Raw genomic sequence first — 19006 nt, 5'->3', positions numbered from 1 at the left:
TATGGTTCTCTCTTTATTTATCGGATTCCGTGAGGCCCTTGACGAACCAGTTCTGGAAGAAGACCACGATCAGCACCGGGGGCGTCATGGCGATGATCGCCAGCGCCGCCGCCTGACCGTAGTCCGGCGTCTCGGACCCGTCTGCATAGGATTGGATGATCTGCCGGATGCCGCGCACCAGGGTGAACAGGCTTTCGTCCGTGGTGATCAGCGTCGGCCAGAGGTACTGGTTCCAGCCAAAGACGAACATGATGATGAACATCGCCGCGATCATGGTTTTCGACAGCGGCACGAGGATGTCGATGAAGAACTTGACCGGCCCTGCCCCGTCGATGCGCGCGGCCTCGATCAGTTCTTCCGGGACGGATCGGAAATATTGTCGAAAGAAGAAGGTCGCCGTGGCGCTGGCGATCAGCGGCACGATCAGGCCGGTGTAGGTGTTGCCAAGGTTCATCGCGGTGATGACCTCGTAGGATGGCAAAATGCGCACCTCCAGCGGCAACAGAAGCGTGGTGAAGATCATCCAGAAGGCCAGCGTGGCAAACCGGAGGCGGAAGTAGACGATGGCATAGGCGGCCATCATGCCGACGATGATCTTGCCGATGGCAAAGCCCAGACCCAGGATCATCGAGTTGGCCAGCATGGTGACGCCATTCACGCTGTCGGTGAAGCCGCCGTATTCGAACAGGGCGGCGTTGTAGTTCACGCCCATGTCTTCGCCGAAGCCGAACTGCATGCCCTCACGGTGGATCGTGATGGCGTCCCAGCTTGAGGTCGCGAAGACCATGTAGACCGGCACCAGCATCAAAAGTGCGCCCGCAATCAGGACCGCATGGTCGCCGATCGTATCCCAACGGATGCGCTTGACAGGGCGTGTTGGCGCCGTCGCGGCGACTTGGGTTTCAGAGATTTCAGCCATATCTCAAGCCCCCTATGTGTAGTGTATTCGGCGTTCCAGAAAGCGGAACTGCACGATTGTGAGGATCAGGACGAGCACCATGAGGACCACGGATTGCGCCGATGAACCGCCCAGATCCTGCCCGCGGAAGCCGTCCACGAACACGCGGTAGACCAGGGTCATCGGGTTGTTGCCGGGCTGGCCCTTCACGATGGTGTCCACGATGCCGAAGGTATCAAACAGCGAATACGTGATGTTGATGATCAGCAGGAAGAAGCCTGTGGGGGCGAGCAGCGGGAACGTGATGTCCCAGAACCGGCGCGTGCCGGACCGATTGTCGATCATCGCGGCCTCCCGCACCGATTGCGGGATCGCTTGCAGGCCCGACAGGAAGAAGATGAAGTTCACGGGGATCTGTTTCCAGATCGAGACGGTGATCATCGCGGACGCGGTATCCCAGTAGTTCACGCCCAAGCGGTACTCGATGCCCATCATGCCCAGAAGTTGCGTGATGTTGCCGCGCGATTGGTCAAACAACATGACGCCGATCAGGCCCGCGACGGGGGGCGCGATGGCATAGACCCACATCAACAGCGTGCGGTAGGTGCGCGCGCCTCGGATCACCTTGTCAGCCTTGACGGCGAGCAACAGAGCGATGGCAAGCGCGAAGAACGTCACGAGCGAGGTGAAAATCAGCGTGAACCAGGCGGCGTCCATATAGGACGATGAGCTGGCAAGGCGGGTGTAATTGTCCATGCCCACGAAGGTGGAGCCGAAGCCAAACGGGTCTTCCAGATAGAAAGAGGATTGCAAGGCGTACCCGGCGGGCCAATAGAAGAAGATCGCGATGATCACGAGCTGCGGCAAAAGCAGCAAGATCGGAAAGCTGATATGCCCGAATGCGGCGCGTTTCACTGTCGTCTATCCCCCTGAGGCTCGTTTGGTCGTGTTTTGGTTGGCAACTGGCCGGGCGTGGGACCCGGCCAGTGCAGTCTTAACGGTTAACGGCGTTAACCCTGGGTCTGAGCGAAGCGCGCCAGAAGCTCGTTGGCTTCCGCTTCGATGGTCTCGAACGCGTCTTCCACGGATGTCTCACCGGTCAGGATGCGGCCGTACTCCCGATTCATCACGTCGCGGATCTGGACGTAAAAGCCCATGCGGTAGCCGCGTGTGAACTCACCCGCCGGCAGCTGCAACTGCTGAACACCAACTTCCGCAGCAGGGAATTCCTCGTAGTGGCCCTGCTCGGCTGCGGCCTCGTAGGCGGCCGTGGTAATCGGAACGTAACCCGTTGCGACGTGCCAGAAGACCTGGTTGTCGGTGGAGGCGAGGTAGTCGAAGAAAGCGGCCGTGGCCTCGTTCTCGGCTGCGTCGAAGCCGGACATTGCGAACAGCGCCGCGCCGCCGATGAAGGTCTGCGTGGGCTCTGTCGTCACGGCTTCCCAGTAGGGTAGCATGGCGGCGGAGAAGTTGAAGTCCACGCGGTCGGCAATGCCGCCGAACGAGCCGGAAGACCCAAGCCACATAGCGACTTCGCCCGCCTCAAACGGATCCTGGTTGTCGCCCCAGCCGGTGCCGTACCACTCGAAGTAGCCCGCTTCCTGCCATTCGGTCAGCGCGTTGAAATGCGCGCGGATGGCGGGGTGGTTCACCATGATCTCGGTGTCGACGCCGGTGTAGCCGTTGTCGTTGGAGGCGAACTGCAGGTTGTGGCGAGAGAAGAAGTTCTCGGTGAAGATCCACGGCAGGTGGCTTTGCGCGAGCGGGATGTAGCCTGCTTCCAGCAGCGCAGGCGCTGTGGTTTCGGCGAACTCTTCCCAAGTGGCGGGCGCGGTCACGCCAGCGGCCTCAAGGGCGTCGGCGTTGTAATACATGATCGGCGTGGAGGAGTTGAACGGCATGCCGATCATCTGGCCATCGGCGTCGGCATAGAAGTTCCGCACGCCCGAGATGTAGTCTTCACGGTCAAACGCCACGCCGTTGTCAGACAGAAGCTGCTCGACAGGAACGGTCGCGCCCTGGGCACCGATCACGGTGGCAGCGCCCGCGTCGAAGACCTGCACGATGTTGGGCTGCTCGCCCGCGCGGAAGGCGGCGATGGCGGAGGTCAGCGTTTCCTCGTAGGTGCCCTTGAAAACCGGCGTGATGACGTAGTCACCCTGGCTGGCGTTGAAGTTTGCGGCCATCTGATCGACGGTCTCGCCCAACTGGCCGCCCATGGCGTGCCAGAACTCGATTTCGGTCTGTGCCTGGGCCGCTCCGGCCATCAGGCCGAACGCAAGGCCGAGGCCAACGGTTTTCTTGAGGTTCATTTTCTTTCTCCCATAGTGACGCGGCCATCATTGGACCGCAGGATGCGGGTTATCCCGCCCCAGTCGGACTGAGGCGGCTTGATCTCATTGCCGGGTCACAAAGTACGCGTCCCCCCGGATCATCACGCAGGGGAAGACTACACACACAACGGAAGAGTGCAAACGATTACGAAGCTTTAAGATGCCCCGCTGCCCCCTGCCCTCCGGCACGGTCCAGCTACGCACTACGGGTGACGTGCGTGTGACGCTTTGCACGCTGGCCCGTCACAAGGGTGTCACATGGCTTTCACAAGGGGATTTAGGTCGCAGGTAGCGACGCGATCACGGCCGCGGCGGTTTCTTCGTTCACCGCCAGAAGCGTGTCGTAGAGGATTGCCAGCCGAATCAAGGACTTCACATCCACGTCATGGGGCATCGCGGACAGCGGATCGATGAAGAAGATCAGCACCGGCAGCTTGCCCTCTGCGATCATCGCGCCAAGCTGCGCGTCCCCGCCAAGGGGCCCTGATTTCAGCGCCGTGATGGTCAGGTTCGTCTCGGCCTGCAAGCGCCCGCCCGTGGTGCCCGTCGCGTAAAGCGTATGTCGCTGAAGCGCGGCCTCATGGGTCTTGGCCCAGGCAACAAGTGCGTCTTTCTTCTGATCGTGGGCCACGAGGGCGATGGTGGTCATGGGGGCTGTCTCCGCTTTGGCTATCAGAGCCATAGCGCAGGCCATGGGCGGCGTCACCCTTGGGCGTCGTCACCCTTGAGCGGCGTCCGGTGCCTCATGCGGACCGCTGACGTGAACGTCCACGCCCCATTGGGCGCACTTCTCGGCCAGATCCGGTGCCAGAGGGCTGTCAGTAAAGAACCCGTCGATCTGCGCCAGCGAGCAGATCCGCGCGGGCGCGCTGCGTTCGAACTTGGAATGATCCGCCACGAGGAAGGTCTTGCGGGACCGCGCGACAATGGCCTGGCTGACGCCCACCTCCTGCACGTCGAAATCCAGCACCTCGCCGTCCAGATCCAGCGCCGAGCAGCCGATGACGGCATAGTCGAACTTGAACTTGTTGATCGTATCGATGGCCAGGGACCCGATCAGGCCATTGTCCGCCCGACGCAGCGTGCCGCCGGTCACGAAGATCTCTACCCCCGGACTTTGCGACAGGATATGCGCCACATTGAGGTTGTTGGTCACGACCAGCAGGTTTTCGTGCTGGCTCAGGCGCTCGGCCACGGCCTCGGTGCTGGTGCCGATGTTGAGGAAGATGGAACAGGCATCGGGAATGGCGGCGGCGCAGGCGCGCGCGATCTGGTCCTTGGCCTCGGTCTGCAACGCGCGGCGGTCTTCATAGGCAAAATTGCGGCTGCCCGAGGCGGGCATCGCCCCGCCGTGAACGCGCTTGAGCAGACCCGCCTGATCCAACTCGGACAGGTCACGGCGGATGGTTTGCAACGTGACCGAGAAATGCTCGGCCAGACCATCGACGGTGACCTTGCCATCGCGTGCGGCGATGTCCAGAATCTCGGCTTGCCTGAACCCCTGTGGCACGGATCGTTCGCCCCTTTCAGCCCGCGCGGGGGGGCTGCTTCAATTATCGTTTGATATCAGATTCGTATCACGAAAGGGCCTCCCCGGCAAAGCCCCCCGCGAACCAGCGCTAGGGGCGCAGGGTCGCAATGACCTCGGCCAGGGCCGACACGGCAATGGAGGAGGCATCGCGCAACGACGGCACCAAGCCGATAGGCCCGCGCAGGCGCGCCAGAGATGCCGCGTCAACGCCCATCTGCCGCAACGCTTCCTTGCGCAGGGCATGGGTGCGCTGGCTGCCAAGGCTGCCGATGAACCGTGCCTCCGTGTCCAGGGCGGCGCGCAGCAAGGCGGGCTCCCAATCATGGTCATGGAACAGGGTCAGGAAGGCCGAATGGGCATCCAGCATGGAAAGGCGCGGCGCGGCGTTCGGAGAGGTCAAATGGATCGGGGCGGCGTCCAGCACGGGTGCCACGGCCTCAAGATCGGCGGCATCGGGGGACATTGCATGTACCTCATAGCCCGTTGCCGCGCCGATCTGCGCCATCGCCCGGAAGATCGCCCCGCGCCCGGCCAGAACGAGCCGATGGCGGGGCGGATAGGTGAAGGTACGCGTCAGGACGGGCGCATCCTCTTCAGGGCCGTCAAAGCGCAACGACACGGTCTCACGGGCGGCGAATCCCGCCGCCGCCGCCACGATCGCGGCGCGATCGGGGGCCGGATCGATCAAGACCGACAGCGCCCCGCCGCAAGGCAGTTTCAGATCCACATATCGTGAGCCGTCGCCGTAGCGGATCAGCTTCTTCGACCCGCTGCGAAGAGCGTCCTGGGCCTGCAAGCGGATGTCCCTGTCGATACAGCCGTTCGACAGATACCCGGTCATCTCTCCGGCCTCATCCACCAGCGCGAGCGAGCCCACCTCTCGTGCTGCACCCCCTTCGATCGCCAGCGACGTGATCAACACGAACGGCCGATCCGCACGCACCAGCGCCGCCGCCGACGCGATCACGTCCGAGGCATGTTCCGCGTAGGTCAGGCTGTCAGGCGGCAGCGTCTTCATTGACGACCTCGGCGAAGGATTTGAAGAACTTGGCGGCCAGCTTCTTCGCGGTGCTCTGGATCAGGCGGCTGCCCAACTGGGCAAGTTTACCGCCGATGTCCGCCTTGGCTTCATAGCGCAGAATGGTCACATCCGGGCCATCGGCCGTCAGCGTCACATCCGCGCCGCCTTTGGCATGACCCGCCGCACCGCCATTGCCTTGCCCCGTCAGCGAGAACGCATCTGGCGCGCCCGTGGTGTCAAGCTGCACATCGCCACTGAACTTGGCCTTCACGGGGCCGACTTTCAGAACCACCTTGGCCTCCAGCTCCGTATCGGAATGCTTGGTCAGCTCTTCACATCCGGGGATGCATTGCTTCAGGATTTCAGGATCATTAAGGGCCGCATAGACAACGTCCTTGGGGGCGTTGATGATGATTTCGTCTGCCAGTTCCATTGCGATGTCCTTCTTAGCAACAGGGAAATTTGATCGAGGCCAGGATTTCGGCCTGCGCGGGGGTAAGCGCCGCTTTTCGGCGCCAACGACTTGCGAGGCGTCTGAGCGCTAACATGGGGACGCGCCTTCATTCAGGGCGTCATAGGCCTCGGGCGTGTCGATATCTGCATAGAAGCCCGGGGCGCTCAGCGGGTGAAACTGCACGTGCTCGGGGTGAGCGCGGGTGAATTTCTTGCACCCGGGCGAGGCTGGATCTTCCAGAAGACGCGCGCGCAGGGCTGCGGGGATGACAATCGGATTGCCGCGCCGGTCGTTGTGCAAGGGGATCGAAATGCGGTCCCGGTCACCCGCAAGATGCGCGGCGATCAGCGCACGCAGGTCTTCAGCGCTCAGCAATGGCTGGTCGCCCAGGCCGATCAGAAGAGGCAAATCCGCTGGCGCCGCGCGCAGGCCACAGGCCACCGATGTGGGTTGGCCCTGCGCGTAATCACGGTTGAAAACGATGTCCGCCCCGCTGCCCGCCAACGCGGCTTCGATCTCGGGCGCCTCGTGGCCGGTGACGACGATGACAGGTCGCGCAGTGATCCGGGCATAGACACCCACCATATGGCGGATCATCGGCAAGCCCCCCACGGGCAGAAGCAACTTGTTGCGCGCACCCATGCGCCGCGACAGGCCCGCCGCCAACACGATGACCGCAACGTCATGCTTCGGCATGTTTCACCGCCACCCGGCGCGTCTGCACCAGTTGCGCCAGGATCGACAGCGCGATCTCTTCCGGCGTCACGGCCCCCAGGTCGAGCCCTGCTGGCGCCTGCACCCCGTCGATGCCGCCCTGATCCACCCCCGCCATCGCCAGCTTCTCGGCCAGCACGGCATATTTGCGGCGGCTGCCCACAAAGGCCACGTAGTCGGCCCCGGCGGCGAGCGCCTGGGTCAGGGCGTCCAGGTCGCCCTGCCCTTGGGTCGCCACCACGATGAAGCGCTTTTGGCCCGGCTTCGCCACGCTTGGATCGGCGGCAATGGCCCAATGAAACTGGGGTGCCAGTCGGACCAGTGCCTGCGCCACCGGCGAGGTTCCCATGACCACGAGTTGCGGCGTGGGCAGGCACGGCTCGATAAAGATGTCGACCGTGCCCCGCGACGGGCAACCGTTACGTGCGAACCGAGTGCCGTCGACCTCGTCCCCGGCAGCCACGCCCTTTTCGGCCAACAAATCCTCGGGCGCGACGGACACGAGTTGCGGTACGCCGCTTTTCAATGCCTCCAGCGCGGCACGTTTCACCGCGCCCCGTGTGCAACCGCCCCCAAGCCAGCCCTGCACGATAGTACCATCGGCGCTCAGCAAGGCCTTGGCCCCCGGTTTCGCCGCCGTGGATCCCGCCGTACGCACGATGGTGGCGAAGGCAAAGGCCTCGTCCTTGGCGCGCAGGGCCGATGCCGCTTCGGCCAGATCGTCGGAAAGGATCTCTGCGGGCGTCATAGGCTGGCCAGCTCCGCTTCCAGGGCCGCAAGATCGGCCAGCGTATTGGCCGCCTTGAAGGCGGCCAGATGGGGCAAGGCTGCCGCCATACCTTCGGCCACCGGGGCGTAATCCGCCCACCCTTTCAGGGGGTTGAGCCAGATGATCTTGCAGCCTCGCTTGCGCAGCTTTGCCAGGGCCTCGTCGATCTGTGCGGGCGGTTCGGTATCGTAGCCGTCCGACAGGATCAGCACCACGCTGCGTCCATCGACAAACCGCTTGGCGTAGGTGTCCGCGAACCGCATCAGCGAGGGTCCGATCCTGGAGCCGCCGCCAAATCCATCAGCCATCAGCGACATTCGCCCGATCGCGCGCATCGCATCCTTATCGCGCAGCGCCTCGGTGATGCGCACAAGGCGGGTGTGGAACAGGTAGGCATCCGCCGCCGTGTCAGCACGCAAAAGGCCCGCAAGAAACGCCAGGAATACCTGCGCATAGACGCTCATCGAGCCAGAGACATCGCACAGCGCCACGATCTTGCGGGTCCGGTCCGGGCGCTTCTTACGCAATAGGCGCAGGGGCTCGCCGCCAGTCGCAAGGCTCTGGCGGATGGTCTTGCGGAAGTGCAGCCGGTCGCCCCTGCGCGCCGCGATCCGGCGGCGAGAGCGTCTGTCGCGCAAGGCTGCGCCAAGGCGGCGGGCGACCGCTTCTGCCTCGGCGATTTCCTCAGGGCGCACCAGATCACGCAGGTCGCGGCGATTGAGGTTGCGCTGCCGGGTCGCGATCAGCTTTCCGGTGCCGTCGCTGTCGGCCTCTCCGCCCTCGGCATCTGGCGCGGTGGCGCTGCCGCTGGCGCCTGCGTCTTCGCCCTGGGCATCGCGCGAGGAATGGACATCATCGTTCGCCGTGGCGGTTTGCTTCGGGATCACCTTCTGCTTCACCCGGCCCATGTCCATCCAGAAACCATCGAAGAGATCATCGAACCGCTCGGCCTCTTCCTTGCATCCGGTACAAACGGCCCGCAGCGCACGGCGCGCGTCGTCGGGGCGAATGGCGTTGACATGGGTCAGGGCGGCCAGGGCAACGTCGGCCTCCGCCACGCCCAGGCGCAAACCATTCTGGCGCAGATGGGCGATGAAACCCGCGACGCGCGCCGCGGGACCGGGGTCGCGACCGGCGAACTTGGTGACCCGGCTCATGCCGCCTTGCCCGCAATGCGGCCCGCAACCTCGGACGTGATCTGCGCCTGGTCGCTTTGGGTCTTCAAGAGCGTGGTGAGCGTGGATTGCAAAATAGCCGGATCATCGGTCAGGTCCGCAATGCCAAGCCCCATCAGCGCCGCCGCGAAGTCAAGCATCTCGGCCACACCCGGCGTCTTCTCCAACTCTTCCTCGCGCAGCTTTTGCACGAACCCCACGATCTGATCGGCGAGCCTTGCCTCGACCTCTGGGCAGCGCGCCCTGAGGATCGCCAGCTCCGTCGCACGATCGGGATATTCAACGTAGGTATACAGGCACCGGCGGCGCAGGGCGTCAGACAGATCCCTTGTGCCATTGGAGGTCAGGATCACAATCGGCCGGGTGGTGGCCGTGATGGTGCCAAGCTCAGGAATGGAAATCTGAAAATCCGACAGGATTTCCAGAAGGTAGGCCTCGAACTCCTCGTCCGCGCGATCAATTTCATCTATAAGAAGAACGGGTGCGACGTCCTGCGTAATCGCCGCCAACAGCGGACGTTCCAACAGGAATTCCCGTGAAAAAATGCGCTCTTCCACGGTTTTACCCGTTTCTCCAGCCTCGGAAGCCGCGCGGATCGTCAACAATTGGCGCTGGTAGTTCCATTCGTAAATCGCCTGTGCCGCGTCCAGCCCCTCATAGCACTGCAACCGGATCAGCGCGGTGTCCTTGACCGTGGCCAGCGTGCGCGCGACCTCGGTCTTGCCAACGCCCGCCGCCCCTTCCAATAACAACGGCCGCCCCAGCGACAGCGCCAGTTGCAAGGCCACGGCCAGATCGTCCGAGGCAACATACCCACAGGCCGCCATATCTTCCTGCAATGCGCGATAGGTCATTGACGCTCTTGTCCCTTTCATCTTGCCAGAAAAACTCCGGAGGGGGTCCGGGGGAGGCAGCGCCTCCCCCGCGTGGTCGGATTTCGCGAAGCGAAATTCGAAGCCTCTAGTCGTGCAAGCCCAACTCGTTGGCTGTGCGCCAGATGCGCCAATGATCGTGGGGCATGTTGGTATGCGTGTTGCCGAAGGGCCGGAACGCATCCTGCACCGCATTGGAGAAACACGGCACGCCGCCCACGTGGGGGCTTTCGCCCACGCCTTTTGCGCCAATCGGGTGGTGCGGCGACGGCGTGACGGTGAAGTCGGTCTCGTAATTCGGGACCTCCCAGGCTGTGGGCAAGAAGAAGTCCATCAGCGTGCCCGTCTTCACATTGCCCATGTCGTCGTAGGCAATCTCCTGCCCCAGGGCCACGGCGAGCGCCTCGGTCAAGCCGCCGTGAACCTGCCCTTCGATGATCATCGGGTTGATCCGTGTGCCGCAGTCATCCAGCGCATAGAAGCGGCGGATTTCCGGCACGCCGGTGTCCACGTCGATATCCATGACACAGACGTAGGCGCCGAACGGATAGGTCATGTTGGGCGGATCGTAGTAGCTGACCGCCTCCAACCCCGGCTCTAGTCCCGGAATGGCCTGATTGTAGGCCGCGAAGGCGATTTCCTTCATCGTCTTGAACCGCTCGGGCGCGCCCTTGACGACGAAACGATCCACGTCGAATTCCACGTCGTTGTCGTGGACCTCCAACAGATAGGCCGCGATCATCTGTGCTTTCGCGCGGATCTTGCGGCCTGCCATGGCCGTGGCCGCCCCCGCAACGGGGGTGGAACGCGACCCGTAGGTACCAAGGCCATAGGGGGCCGTATCGGTATCGCCTTCCTCGATGGTGATGCTGTCGGCTGGCAGGCCGATTTCCGAGGCGAGGATTTGCGCGAATGTCGTCGCATGCCCTTGCCCTTGGCTGATCGTGCCCAACCGCGCGATGGCCGAGCCTGTGGGGTGAATGCGGATCTCGCAGCTGTCGAACATGCCGAGGCCGAGGATATCGCAGTTCTTCACCGGGCCTGCACCCACGATCTCTGTGAAGAAGCTCAGGCCAATCCCCATCAACTTGCGCGTCTTGCCCGCCTTGAAGTCTTCGACCCGCTGGGCTTGCTCTGCCCGCAGCCCGTCATAGTCGACGGCCTTCAGCGCCTTGTCCCAGGCGGTGTGATAGTCGCCGGAGTCGTATTCCCACCCCAGCGCTGCGGTATAGGGGAACTGCTCTTTCTTGATGAAGTTGATCCGGCGAAGCTCTGCCGCGTCCATGTTCAGCTTGATGGCCAGAACCTCGACCATCCGCTCGATGAAATAGACGGCCTCCGTCACCCGGAAGGAACAGCGATAGGACACGCCGCCAGGCGCCTTGTTGGTGTAGACACCATCGACCTCAAGGTAGGCGGTCGGAATGTCGTAGGACCCGGTGCAGATGTTCATGAAGCCCGCCGGGAACTTGGTGGGGTCGGCGCAGGCGTCAAAGCCGCCGTGGTCGGCTGTCACGTGGCACTTGAGGCCGGTGATCTTGCCCTCTTTCGTCGCGGAGATCTGGCCCGTCATGTGGTAGTCGCGGGCGAAGGCGGTGGTCATCAGATTGTCCATCCGGTCTTCGATCCACTTGACCGGCTTGCCCGTCACGATGGAGGCCACGACCGAGCAGACATAGCCCGGATAAGCCCCCACCTTGTTGCCGAAGCCACCGCCGATATCGGGCGAGATGACGCGGATGTTGTGTTCCTCGATGCCCGAGATCAGCGACACCACCGTGCGGATCGCGTGGGGGGCCTGGAACGTGCCCCATAGCGTCAGCTTGCCGTTGACCTTATCCATGCTGGCCACGCAGCCGCAGGTTTCCAGCGGACAGGGATGGGTGCGGTGGTAGTACATGCTTTCTTCGGCCACGACCTCGGCGTTGGCGATCACCTCTTCGGTCGGGTCCTTGTCACCCGCTTCCCAGGTGAAGATGTGATTGTGGTGCTTGCGCGGTCCGTGGGCACCCGGCGGGATGGTCCCATCCTCGGCCACCAGATCTTCGCGCAACACGACGTCTGACTTCAGCGATTCAAACGGATCGACGATCACGGGAAGCTCTTCATAGTCGACCTCCACCAGTTCGATCCCGTCGGCGGCGGCGTAGCGATCCTCGGCCACGACAAAGGCGACCTCCTGGCCTTGGAACAGCACCTTGCCGTCGGCCAAAACCATCTGCTTGTCACCTGCCAGCGTCGGCATCCAATGGAGGCCAAGCGGCTCCAGATCCGCAGCCGTCAGAACGGCGAGGACGCCGGGGACTTCCATGGCGGCAGAGATATCGATGTTCTTGATCCGGGCGTGGGCATAGGGCGAGCGGACGAAATCGCCAAACAGCATCCCGTCCAGCTTGATGTCATCGACATATTTGCCTTTGCCTTGGGTGAAACGGGCGTCTTCGACGCGCTTGCGCGAGCAGCCCATGCCTTTGAGGTTATCAATACGATCCTCGCGTGAAACTTCGTCCTTCATTCCGCAGCCTCCTTTGCAGCTGACATTTCAGCCGCGGCGGCCTGAATGCTTTTCACGATGTTCTGGTAGCCGGTGCAGCGGCAGAGGTTGCCGGCCATCCCGAAGCGGATTTCCTCTTCCGTGGGGTTGGGGATTTCCTCCAACAACTTGGTGGCCCGCGTGATCATGCCCGGCGTGCAGTAGCCGCATTGCAGGCCATGGTGTTCCTTGAAAGCGGTCTGCAAGGGATGCAGATCGTCCGGCCCCCCGATCCCTTCGATCGTCGTGATCTCGGCCCCTTCGGCCTGGACGGCGAACATGGTGCAGGACTTCACCGACTTGCCGTCGATCGTGACCGTGCAGGCCCCGCAATGGGACGTCTCGCAGCCAATGTGCGGCCCGGTGATGTTGAGCCGCTCGCGCAGGGTGTAGATCAACAGTTCGCGCGGCTCGGCCAGGAACTCTTCCTCTTTGCCGTTCACCTTCAACGTGATGTGCATCTTTTTTGGCATCTGCTTTCCTCCCTTACGCCCGCGACCAGGCGCGCTCGATGGCGCGGCGCAGAATGACGCCCGCCACATGGTTCTTGAATGCGACGGGGCCGCGGTTGTCCTCGGTCGGGTCGATGTCGCCCAACATCGCTGCCAGAGCCGCCTTGAGGGCTGCATCGTCCAGCGAGGTGCCGACCAGCGCAGCACCGGCCGCTTCGGAATAGATCGGCGTGTCGCTGAGGTTGGTCATCGCGATCGCTGCCGAGGCGCAGGTGTCACCTTCCTTGACGATCTGCACGGCGGCGGCGGCAGTGGCATAATCACCAATCTTGCGCTTCTGCTTCTCGTAGGCGTAGCCGCCCCTTGGCATCGGAAGCGTGACCTTGGTCAGAACTTCGTCGTCCTCGCGGGCGGTCATGTAGGCCGCCTCGTAGAAGTCCCGAGCCGGGATATCGCGGGGACCACCGCGCCCGACGACGGTGAACACCGCATCCAGGCACTGCATCAGGCCGGGCATGTCGTTGCCGGGGTCGCCATTGGCGACATTGCCGCCGACGGTGCCCATGTAGCGCACCTGGGGATCGGCGATCTGCAAGGCCGCCTCACGCAGGATCGGCGCCGCCTCGGCCAGGGGGCCGTGGTCGATGATGTCCGCCTGGGTGACCATGGCGCCGATCGAAATCGCGTCGCCGCCGATCTCGATATCGGACATGCCGCCCACATCCTGAAGATCGATCAGATGCGGCACGTCGGCCATGCGCAACTTCATCATCGGGATCAGGCTGTGCCCCCCCGCCATGACGCGCGCATCGTCTCCGTGTTCTTCAAGAATAGACAGCACGCCGTCCATGTCCTTGGGGCGATAATAGTCAAATGCCGCTGGAATCATCGGCTTTCTCCTCCCTTGAAGCGAATGTTCTGGCTTGAAGGAGAAGCTGCATACCAAGGCATGCGAGGGCACTAGAAAATCAATGAAATACTGCTCTTTTGCACGAAATGCGCCCGCTCACGCACCAATTGCGCCGGCCTGTAGTGTCAGCGCATCTTGGATCAGCTTCAGCTTGGAGCGGCTGACCGGGGCGGGCGGCATGCCGTCGCCCTCGAAGATGCACCGCCCCTTGTCCTTGGTCCTCTCGAACCGCGAGACGCGGGCCGGATTGACCAGATAGCTGCGGTGCGTCTGCAAGAACCCGACAGGCAGAAGGCGCTTGCACGCCTCGGTCACGGGCCACGCGCAAAACAACCGCTCGGACCCGGTGTAGATCTGTGTGTAATGGCCATCGGCCCGCACGAAGAGAACATCGTCGGAGCGGATGAAAACCTTGGCGCCATCCCGCTCGCAAGGGATTTGAAGGCCATGGCCGCGCGCATTGGGCACCGCGGCGGCTGTGGGCTGGTTTTCGGGCGCGCGGGACGCGGCCTCAGCGGGGACCAGATACGTTACGCTGACCCAAAGGCAGGCCCCGAAGATCACAAAGCTGAAGAAGATCACCCCAAGCGCCAGCGTCTCATTGCTCATGGCGGGGCCGAACTCGGCCACGCTTGGCTCTGCAACGAAACGGGTGCCCGACACCGCCAGAAAATGCACCGAGCACACCGCAATCGCAAAGCAGATCGTCCCCAGCACGATATTGCGTTTGGTCCGCTGTCCGTAGGCGATCCAGAACGCCAGCATGCACAGCCCGATCGCCACGACCGACGAGAAGACGACCCCCGGCACCGTGTAGGTGGCGCGGCACATCTCCAATCCCGCCATCCCGATGTAGTGCATCACCAGGACGCCCACCCCAACGATCGCCCCCGCTGCCGCAATCATCACAGGCGTGCGCTCGGTAAAATGCAGCAAGATCAGGGCCGCCCCCACCAGCAAGATCGCACAAAGCGCCGAGACCAGCGTGATCGCCGCGTCATAATAGAATGGGATTGGCATCTTCAGCCCCAACATGGCGACGAAATGCATCGCCCAGATGCCGCCCCCAAGGGCCACCGCCGCCAGCGCGATCGACGCCTTCTTCTGGAACAGCGGCTTTTTCGAGAGGTCGCGCGTCAGCGACAGGCCTGTGAATCCCGCCACAAGCGCCACGACACAGGACATCGCAACCAAAAAGCCGCTGTGACTGACACTCAGGATTTCCATATCGCACAAGATGACCAAATCTTGTGCGCTTTGCAAACCCCGTAAGCCCCACGCCAGTGCCGGATGCCAGACGACACCCGGGATCAAGAGAAGAGAGCGGCGGACAATGGCCACAAGCACGCCGCCAGGCGCGGATTGCGTCCCTGAGTATCAGATTCGTTTCATTGTCAAGACCGGACTCCCTTCGTTGCGCGAAATGGAGTATTGTAGCTTTGTATGTTCATCGAAATTGAAGACTGAAGGACTTTTAAATGACTGACAAAGCGAAAACCGAAACTCTCACCGACGCAGATCTGGACGACGTTCAGGGCGGCTATGAGAAAATCGAATGGACCGTTCGCAAGGACTCGGGCGAAGCCCACTTGAAAGGCGCCGACGGCAAAGGCCTGAAGCAACAGCGCGATGGCGACGGTTATCTCAAGATCACGATGGAGAATTGATCGCAGGCGATCACACCACGCGCGCCATTCGATTTTCGGGTGGCGCGGTTGGGCTTTATTTAAAGGATCGATGCCATGACCGATAAACCCGAAACCAACGACCTGACCGACACGGACCTTGATGGCGTTCAGGGCGGTGGCCTTCTGCTGCCCGCCGTGCAAGCCGCGCGGGACAGCAAGGCCGTCTTGCAGTTTGACGAGGCGGACGCGGTGAAGCGCGCCCCGCGCGACAAGCGCATCGTGGCCCAATCGGGCGACGGCAGCATCTAGCGCGGCGCTTGTTGCGCTGACGGCGAAATCCCCTCTCAGTGACCATAGGAGATATCCCATGACCGACACCACGAAACCCGCAAAGCCACAGGTCGAAGACCTCACGGCGGAAGAGCTCGACTCCGTCACCGGCGGCTACCTCAAGATCGGCGATATCGCGGGGGAGTCCATGAAACTGCGCCGGAGCGTGGATCGCAAAGGCATGATCCTGTCGCGCGATGGCCGGAAGCCCTACATCGGCGAGACCGAGAAGAACATCGTGGCCCAAGCGGGCGATAACGAAATCTAGCGCTGCTGCCCTTCCAACAGGCTGATCAAGCGTAGCATCCGGTCGCCTGCGACATGCAGCGTGTCCAACAGGCCCTCGTCCAGCTCGTCCGCGTCCGCACCCGGTGCCATGGACCGCAAGCGATCCGACAGGAACACCGCCAACGCGCGGTAGAAGCGGGCGGCAAAGCCTTCGTCATCGCGAAACTGCGCCAGTAGCGCCTTTTGCGGGACGGCCAGAACGCGCGAGGCCTCCGCCACCGTGATCGTGGCGCTGGCGCCCGCCTTTTCCACGAACGACATCTCGCCCATGATATCGCCGACGCCAAGCTGCGCGACGCGGGCCCCCTGCACCGTGACGTCGCAGCCGCCTTCGGTGATGATGAACAGATCGCTCACCTGCTCCCCCTCCGTGATCAGACGGTCGCCTGCCGAGAGCCGCCGCAGCGTGCCGTTCTGCGACAGCCAGATCAGGTCCTGATCCTTCAGATCGCCCAAGATAATCAACCCCTTGCGCATCACACGTCCTCTTCCGTCAATTGCCGTCGCGCCAAGTCAGCGAAGCGCCCGTTCTGGGCCATGAGATCGTCAAACCGCCCCTGTTCGACGAATTTCCCGTCTTCCAACACGCAGATCTGGTCCGCGTGGCGCACGGTGGACAGGCGATGCGCGATGGTGATGCGCGTGACCTGAAGCCGATCGAGCGTTTCTGACACGACGGCCTGCGTGGCGTTATCCAGCGCCGAGGTCGCCTCGTCAAAGAACAGGATGTTGGGCTTGGCCGCCAAGGCCCGCGCGATCAGGATGCGCTGGCGCTGCCCGCCCGACAGCGTGCTGGCGCCTTCGGTGATCGGCGTGTGGATGCCCATGGCGAAGTATTCCAGATCCCGCGACAGCCCGGCCTGATCGGCGGCGCGCAGGCAGTCTTCAAGATCCGTGTCCGAAGCCCCGCGAATGTTGTCGAGGATCGACCCCGCGAACAACTCGGAGGCTTGCAGCACCACGCCGATCTGGCCGCGCACGCGGGTCAGGTCGAGGTGGCTGAGTTCCTGCCCATCGTAAAGGATGGTGCCGGTCTGGGGGGATTCGAACCCCAGCAACAGGCGCAGAAGTGTCGATTTACCGGACCCAGATGCGCCGACAACGGCCATGTGCTGACCGGGTTTGACCTTGAAATCCAAGCGGTTCAGCACCGGCGCACTTCCCGGCTGGTAGGCGAAGGTCAGGCCCGAGGCCTCCAGTTCGCCGCGCAGGACACCGGGGTCCTTGCGCCCCAACGCGACCTCGGGGGCGGCCTCAAGGATGGGGCGTGCACGGTCCATCAGGGGTTGGGCTGCGTAGATCTCCAGCAGCGCCGACGACAGGCCGATGAAAGCCCCCTGGAACGCCCCGAAGGCGGCCAGAAAGCCGATGAAGACACCCGCCGGGGCGTCCGCTGCCGCCAAGGCGCCAGCCCCCGCGAAGAGGATCATCAAGGTGATGGTCTGATACGCGTCCGAGAACGCGCCAAATCCCACCCCGATCTTGCCGGCCTTGATCTGCACCGCGCGTTCCTTGGCATAGACATCCAACCAGCGAGCAATGGCGCGATCCTCGGCGGCAGAGGCGCGCAGCTTGGCGACCCCGTCCAGCGTTTCATAGGTCAGCGCCGAGATATCGCCATCCAGCGCTGCCGCTTCGCGCAGCGGCCCCATCTGCAACACCCGCGCGATGGCCACGGCGACGATATAGACGGCCACAAGGCCAACCCCGATCAGCGCCAATTGCGGATCATACGTCAGCAGGACGGCCAGATAGACCAGCGACAGGACGGTCGTCAGCACAGCGCTGAACGCGATGGAGATCACAAGGCCGCGCATCTGTTGCAGGTGGCCGATGCGTTGGTTCAGGTCGCCCGGCGCGTAGCCCTTGAAGAAGCTCGTTGGCAGCCTCAGCAGACGGTCCGTCACCGCTGAATCCAGCGCCACGGCCCCTGCCCCGCCAAGGCGGGTGACGGCCAGACTTTGCGCGGTGCTGAGCAGCGTGGAAAACAGCGCCGCCACGCCGAGGGCGACGGCCACGCCAAACAAGAGCCCCACCATGCCCGCAGGCACGATGTCGGACAAAAGCCAGACGATGGCCAGCGGCGTCAGGACACCGAGCCCCGCCATGATCAGCGCCGCGAAGGCCGCCACCATGCCGTCGCGCCGGTTGCTGGTGCGCAGCACGTAGCGCGCGAGGGACCAGAAGCCCAAGACGTCCTCGGGCAGCGGGGCCGAGACGGTGTAGGCCACGTGGTCGACATCCTCCGCCGCGCGCGCGCTCAGGCGCACGCCGTCCGGGTCACGGTAGCGGCGACCGTCCCAAATCAGGGCCTCGCCCCCCCCGGGCGTGGCGGGCGCGTGGGACGTGTCGCTGCGGCGAATCAAGAGCGGGCCTTGGTCGCGCTTGTGCCATCCAGCCTCTAGCACGACGGCGCGCGCGCGCAGTCCCGCGCGGCGGCACAGGGACGGCACCTGCCCGTCGGCACGCAACGCGGCCAGGCTGCCCGCCTCCATCGGCACCCCCAGCGATTGCGCGATGGCACCCAGCGCTGCCGCCGTGCGGTTGGCGGGCACATCGTCGTCGGCCGTGCCGCGGGACAGGCGCGACACGAGGCGTGCGTCCTCCCCTTCCCGGCCCTGTGCGTAGTCTTGCGCCAGCGCCGCAATGGCCGCCTCGGTCGCCTCGAACGGGTCCACGATATCGACGGCGTCCAGGTCTGAGGTTTCCAAGTCTGCGGTGTCCGGGTCGGCGGTGTCCGAGGCGGCGGCGTCCAGATCGGTGGCGTCCGGGCCGGGCATCAAAGCCGTCAGGCGATCCAGCCACTGCTGCGCCACGGCGCTGAATGCAGGGTCATTTTGGTCAAGGGAGGTCAGGCGCGCGGGTTCGGTGGCCACGATCTGCAAATGCACATCTTCCGGGCCGCGCATCGCCAGCAGCCCGTCGCCAACCGATAACTCGGCCAGAAAATCGCGCCCCGTGTCCCCAACGACATATACCTCGACCTCTCCGGCCTCGATTACCCAGGCGATGGACCCAATGGGCAGCACGATCGGCGCGCCCCGGTCCACCGTCAGGGGGGAGAGAGTGTTCGCAGTGGAGTTGGGAAAATCCATCAT

The 19006-nt window shown here is 63.5% G+C and carries 20 protein-coding genes; 3 read left to right on the top strand and 17 right to left on the bottom strand.

Annotated elements, in window-relative coordinates; genetic code table 11:
• Positions 1 to 13 precede the first annotated feature (13 nt).
• From KUL25_RS03675 to KUL25_RS03605, 15 genes are all read right to left on the bottom strand, one after another.
• On the bottom strand, positions 14 to 919 hold the full coding sequence (locus KUL25_RS03675; RefSeq protein WP_257891693.1) for an ABC transporter permease subunit: 906 nt from the start codon (positions 917 to 919) through the stop codon (positions 14 to 16).
• A 12-nt stretch (positions 920 to 931) separates the two neighbouring features.
• A complete protein-coding gene (locus tag KUL25_RS03670; RefSeq protein ID WP_257891692.1) occupies positions 932 to 1813 on the bottom strand; it encodes an ABC transporter permease subunit in 882 nt (293 codons plus the stop codon).
• Between the two features lie 95 nt (positions 1814 to 1908).
• Positions 1909 to 3210 (bottom strand): extracellular solute-binding protein, encoded by a 1302-nt coding sequence (locus tag KUL25_RS03665; protein WP_257891691.1) that lies wholly within the window; start codon positions 3208 to 3210, stop codon positions 1909 to 1911.
• Between the two features lie 298 nt (positions 3211 to 3508).
• On the bottom strand, positions 3509 to 3880 hold the full coding sequence (locus tag KUL25_RS03660; protein WP_257891690.1) for a methylglyoxal synthase: 372 nt from the start codon (positions 3878 to 3880) through the stop codon (positions 3509 to 3511).
• Positions 3881 to 3949: 69 nt separating this feature from the next.
• Positions 3950 to 4741, bottom strand: a complete 792-nt coding sequence (locus KUL25_RS03655) for a DeoR/GlpR family DNA-binding transcription regulator (protein ID WP_257891689.1) — start codon at positions 4739 to 4741, stop codon at positions 3950 to 3952.
• Positions 4742 to 4850: 109 nt separating this feature from the next.
• Positions 4851 to 5780: an XdhC family protein gene (locus tag KUL25_RS03650; RefSeq protein WP_257891688.1), complete on the bottom strand. Its 930-nt coding sequence runs from the start codon at positions 5778 to 5780 to the stop codon at positions 4851 to 4853.
• Positions 5761 to 6216 (bottom strand): SRPBCC family protein, encoded by a 456-nt coding sequence (locus KUL25_RS03645; RefSeq protein ID WP_068361970.1) that lies wholly within the window; start codon positions 6214 to 6216, stop codon positions 5761 to 5763. Before KUL25_RS03645 ends, KUL25_RS03650 begins: the two co-directional genes overlap by 20 nt.
• Before the next feature lie 108 nt (positions 6217 to 6324).
• Positions 6325 to 6933 carry a nucleotidyltransferase family protein gene (locus KUL25_RS03640; RefSeq protein WP_257891687.1) on the bottom strand — a complete coding sequence of 203 codons (609 nt, stop codon included), beginning with the start codon at positions 6931 to 6933 and terminating at the stop codon, positions 6325 to 6327.
• Positions 6920 to 7699 (bottom strand): XdhC family protein, encoded by a 780-nt coding sequence (locus KUL25_RS03635; RefSeq protein WP_257891686.1) that lies wholly within the window; start codon positions 7697 to 7699, stop codon positions 6920 to 6922. Before KUL25_RS03635 ends, KUL25_RS03640 begins: the two co-directional genes overlap by 14 nt.
• Positions 7696 to 8877, bottom strand: a complete 1182-nt coding sequence (locus KUL25_RS03630; protein ID WP_257891685.1) for a vWA domain-containing protein — start codon at positions 8875 to 8877, stop codon at positions 7696 to 7698. Before KUL25_RS03630 ends, KUL25_RS03635 begins: the two co-directional genes overlap by 4 nt.
• A complete protein-coding gene (locus tag KUL25_RS03625) occupies positions 8874 to 9749 on the bottom strand; it encodes an AAA family ATPase (RefSeq protein WP_257891684.1) in 876 nt (291 codons plus the stop codon). The genes KUL25_RS03630 and KUL25_RS03625 overlap by 4 nt, the downstream gene beginning before the upstream one ends.
• Before the next feature lie 106 nt (positions 9750 to 9855).
• Complete coding sequence (locus KUL25_RS03620) at positions 9856 to 12282, bottom strand: aerobic carbon-monoxide dehydrogenase large subunit (protein ID WP_257891683.1); 2427 nt, start codon at positions 12280 to 12282, stop codon at positions 9856 to 9858.
• Positions 12279 to 12773 carry a (2Fe-2S)-binding protein gene (locus tag KUL25_RS03615; RefSeq protein WP_068361952.1) on the bottom strand — a complete coding sequence of 165 codons (495 nt, stop codon included), beginning with the start codon at positions 12771 to 12773 and terminating at the stop codon, positions 12279 to 12281. The genes KUL25_RS03620 and KUL25_RS03615 overlap by 4 nt, the downstream gene beginning before the upstream one ends.
• A 13-nt stretch (positions 12774 to 12786) precedes the next feature.
• Entirely contained in the window at positions 12787 to 13641 is an 855-nt protein-coding gene (locus KUL25_RS03610) for an FAD binding domain-containing protein (protein ID WP_257891682.1), read from the bottom strand.
• A gap of 117 nt (positions 13642 to 13758) precedes the next feature.
• Positions 13759 to 14889: an MHYT domain-containing protein gene (locus KUL25_RS03605; protein ID WP_257891681.1), complete on the bottom strand. Its 1131-nt coding sequence runs from the start codon at positions 14887 to 14889 to the stop codon at positions 13759 to 13761.
• Positions 14890 to 15140: 251 nt separating this feature from the next.
• Here KUL25_RS03605 and KUL25_RS03600 point away from each other — a divergent pair, with 251 nt between their 5' ends.
• From KUL25_RS03600 to KUL25_RS03590, 3 genes are all read left to right on the top strand, one after another.
• Positions 15141 to 15329, top strand: coding sequence for a hypothetical protein (locus KUL25_RS03600; protein WP_257891680.1), 189 nt, complete (start codon positions 15141 to 15143; stop codon positions 15327 to 15329).
• Between the two features lie 75 nt (positions 15330 to 15404).
• The gene (locus KUL25_RS03595) at positions 15405 to 15599 is read left to right on the top strand and encodes a hypothetical protein (protein ID WP_257891679.1); all 195 of its coding nucleotides are present in this window, start codon (positions 15405 to 15407) and stop codon (positions 15597 to 15599) included.
• Between the two features lie 58 nt (positions 15600 to 15657).
• Positions 15658 to 15888: a hypothetical protein gene (locus KUL25_RS03590; protein WP_257891678.1), complete on the top strand. Its 231-nt coding sequence runs from the start codon at positions 15658 to 15660 to the stop codon at positions 15886 to 15888.
• Here KUL25_RS03590 and KUL25_RS03585 read toward each other — a convergent pair.
• Positions 15885 to 16385 carry a cyclic nucleotide-binding domain-containing protein gene (locus KUL25_RS03585; protein ID WP_257891677.1) on the bottom strand — a complete coding sequence of 167 codons (501 nt, stop codon included), beginning with the start codon at positions 16383 to 16385 and terminating at the stop codon, positions 15885 to 15887. The genes KUL25_RS03590 and KUL25_RS03585 overlap by 4 nt on opposite strands.
• A complete protein-coding gene (locus KUL25_RS03580) occupies positions 16385 to 19006 on the bottom strand; it encodes an ATP-binding cassette domain-containing protein (RefSeq protein WP_257891676.1) in 2622 nt (873 codons plus the stop codon). Before KUL25_RS03580 ends, KUL25_RS03585 begins: the two co-directional genes overlap by 1 nt.

This window comes from Gymnodinialimonas phycosphaerae (genome assembly GCF_019195455.1).
GTDB lineage: Bacteria > Pseudomonadota > Alphaproteobacteria > Rhodobacterales > Rhodobacteraceae > Gymnodinialimonas > Gymnodinialimonas phycosphaerae.
Note: the sequence above shows the minus strand (reverse complement) of the source record. Positions and strands in the feature narration are given on the sequence as shown.

Bases quoted from the DNA above. Each gene is read 5' to 3' on its own strand.
- KUL25_RS03605 (WP_257891681.1), bottom strand. From the start codon at position 14,889: ATGGAAATCCTGAGTGTCAGTCACAGCGGCTTTTTGGTTGCGATGTCC.
- KUL25_RS03645 (WP_068361970.1), bottom strand. From the start codon at position 6,216: ATGGAACTGGCAGACGAAATCATCATCAACGCCCCCAAGGACGTTGTC.
- KUL25_RS03630 (WP_257891685.1), bottom strand. From the start codon at position 8,877: ATGAGCCGGGTCACCAAGTTCGCCGGTCGCGACCCCGGTCCCGCGGCG.
- KUL25_RS03615 (WP_068361952.1), bottom strand. From the start codon at position 12,773: ATGCCAAAAAAGATGCACATCACGTTGAAGGTGAACGGCAAAGAGGAA.
- KUL25_RS03625 (WP_257891684.1), bottom strand. From the start codon at position 9,749: ATGACCTATCGCGCATTGCAGGAAGATATGGCGGCCTGTGGGTATGTT.
- KUL25_RS03595 (WP_257891679.1), top strand. From the start codon at position 15,405: ATGACCGATAAACCCGAAACCAACGACCTGACCGACACGGACCTTGAT.
- KUL25_RS03650 (WP_257891688.1), bottom strand. From the start codon at position 5,780: ATGAAGACGCTGCCGCCTGACAGCCTGACCTACGCGGAACATGCCTCG.
- KUL25_RS03620 (WP_257891683.1), bottom strand. From the start codon at position 12,282: ATGAAGGACGAAGTTTCACGCGAGGATCGTATTGATAACCTCAAAGGC.
- KUL25_RS03635 (WP_257891686.1), bottom strand. From the start codon at position 7,699: ATGACGCCCGCAGAGATCCTTTCCGACGATCTGGCCGAAGCGGCATCG.
- KUL25_RS03610 (WP_257891682.1), bottom strand. From the start codon at position 13,641: ATGATTCCAGCGGCATTTGACTATTATCGCCCCAAGGACATGGACGGC.
- KUL25_RS03585 (WP_257891677.1), bottom strand. From the start codon at position 16,385: ATGCGCAAGGGGTTGATTATCTTGGGCGATCTGAAGGATCAGGACCTG.
- KUL25_RS03665 (WP_257891691.1), bottom strand. From the start codon at position 3,210: ATGAACCTCAAGAAAACCGTTGGCCTCGGCCTTGCGTTCGGCCTGATG.
- KUL25_RS03590 (WP_257891678.1), top strand. From the start codon at position 15,658: ATGACCGACACCACGAAACCCGCAAAGCCACAGGTCGAAGACCTCACG.
- KUL25_RS03580 (WP_257891676.1), bottom strand. From the start codon at position 19,006: ATGATGGATTTTCCCAACTCCACTGCGAACACTCTCTCCCCCCTGACG.
- KUL25_RS03600 (WP_257891680.1), top strand. From the start codon at position 15,141: ATGACTGACAAAGCGAAAACCGAAACTCTCACCGACGCAGATCTGGAC.
- KUL25_RS03675 (WP_257891693.1), bottom strand. From the start codon at position 919: ATGGCTGAAATCTCTGAAACCCAAGTCGCCGCGACGGCGCCAACACGC.
- KUL25_RS03660 (WP_257891690.1), bottom strand. From the start codon at position 3,880: ATGACCACCATCGCCCTCGTGGCCCACGATCAGAAGAAAGACGCACTT.
- KUL25_RS03640 (WP_257891687.1), bottom strand. From the start codon at position 6,933: ATGCCGAAGCATGACGTTGCGGTCATCGTGTTGGCGGCGGGCCTGTCG.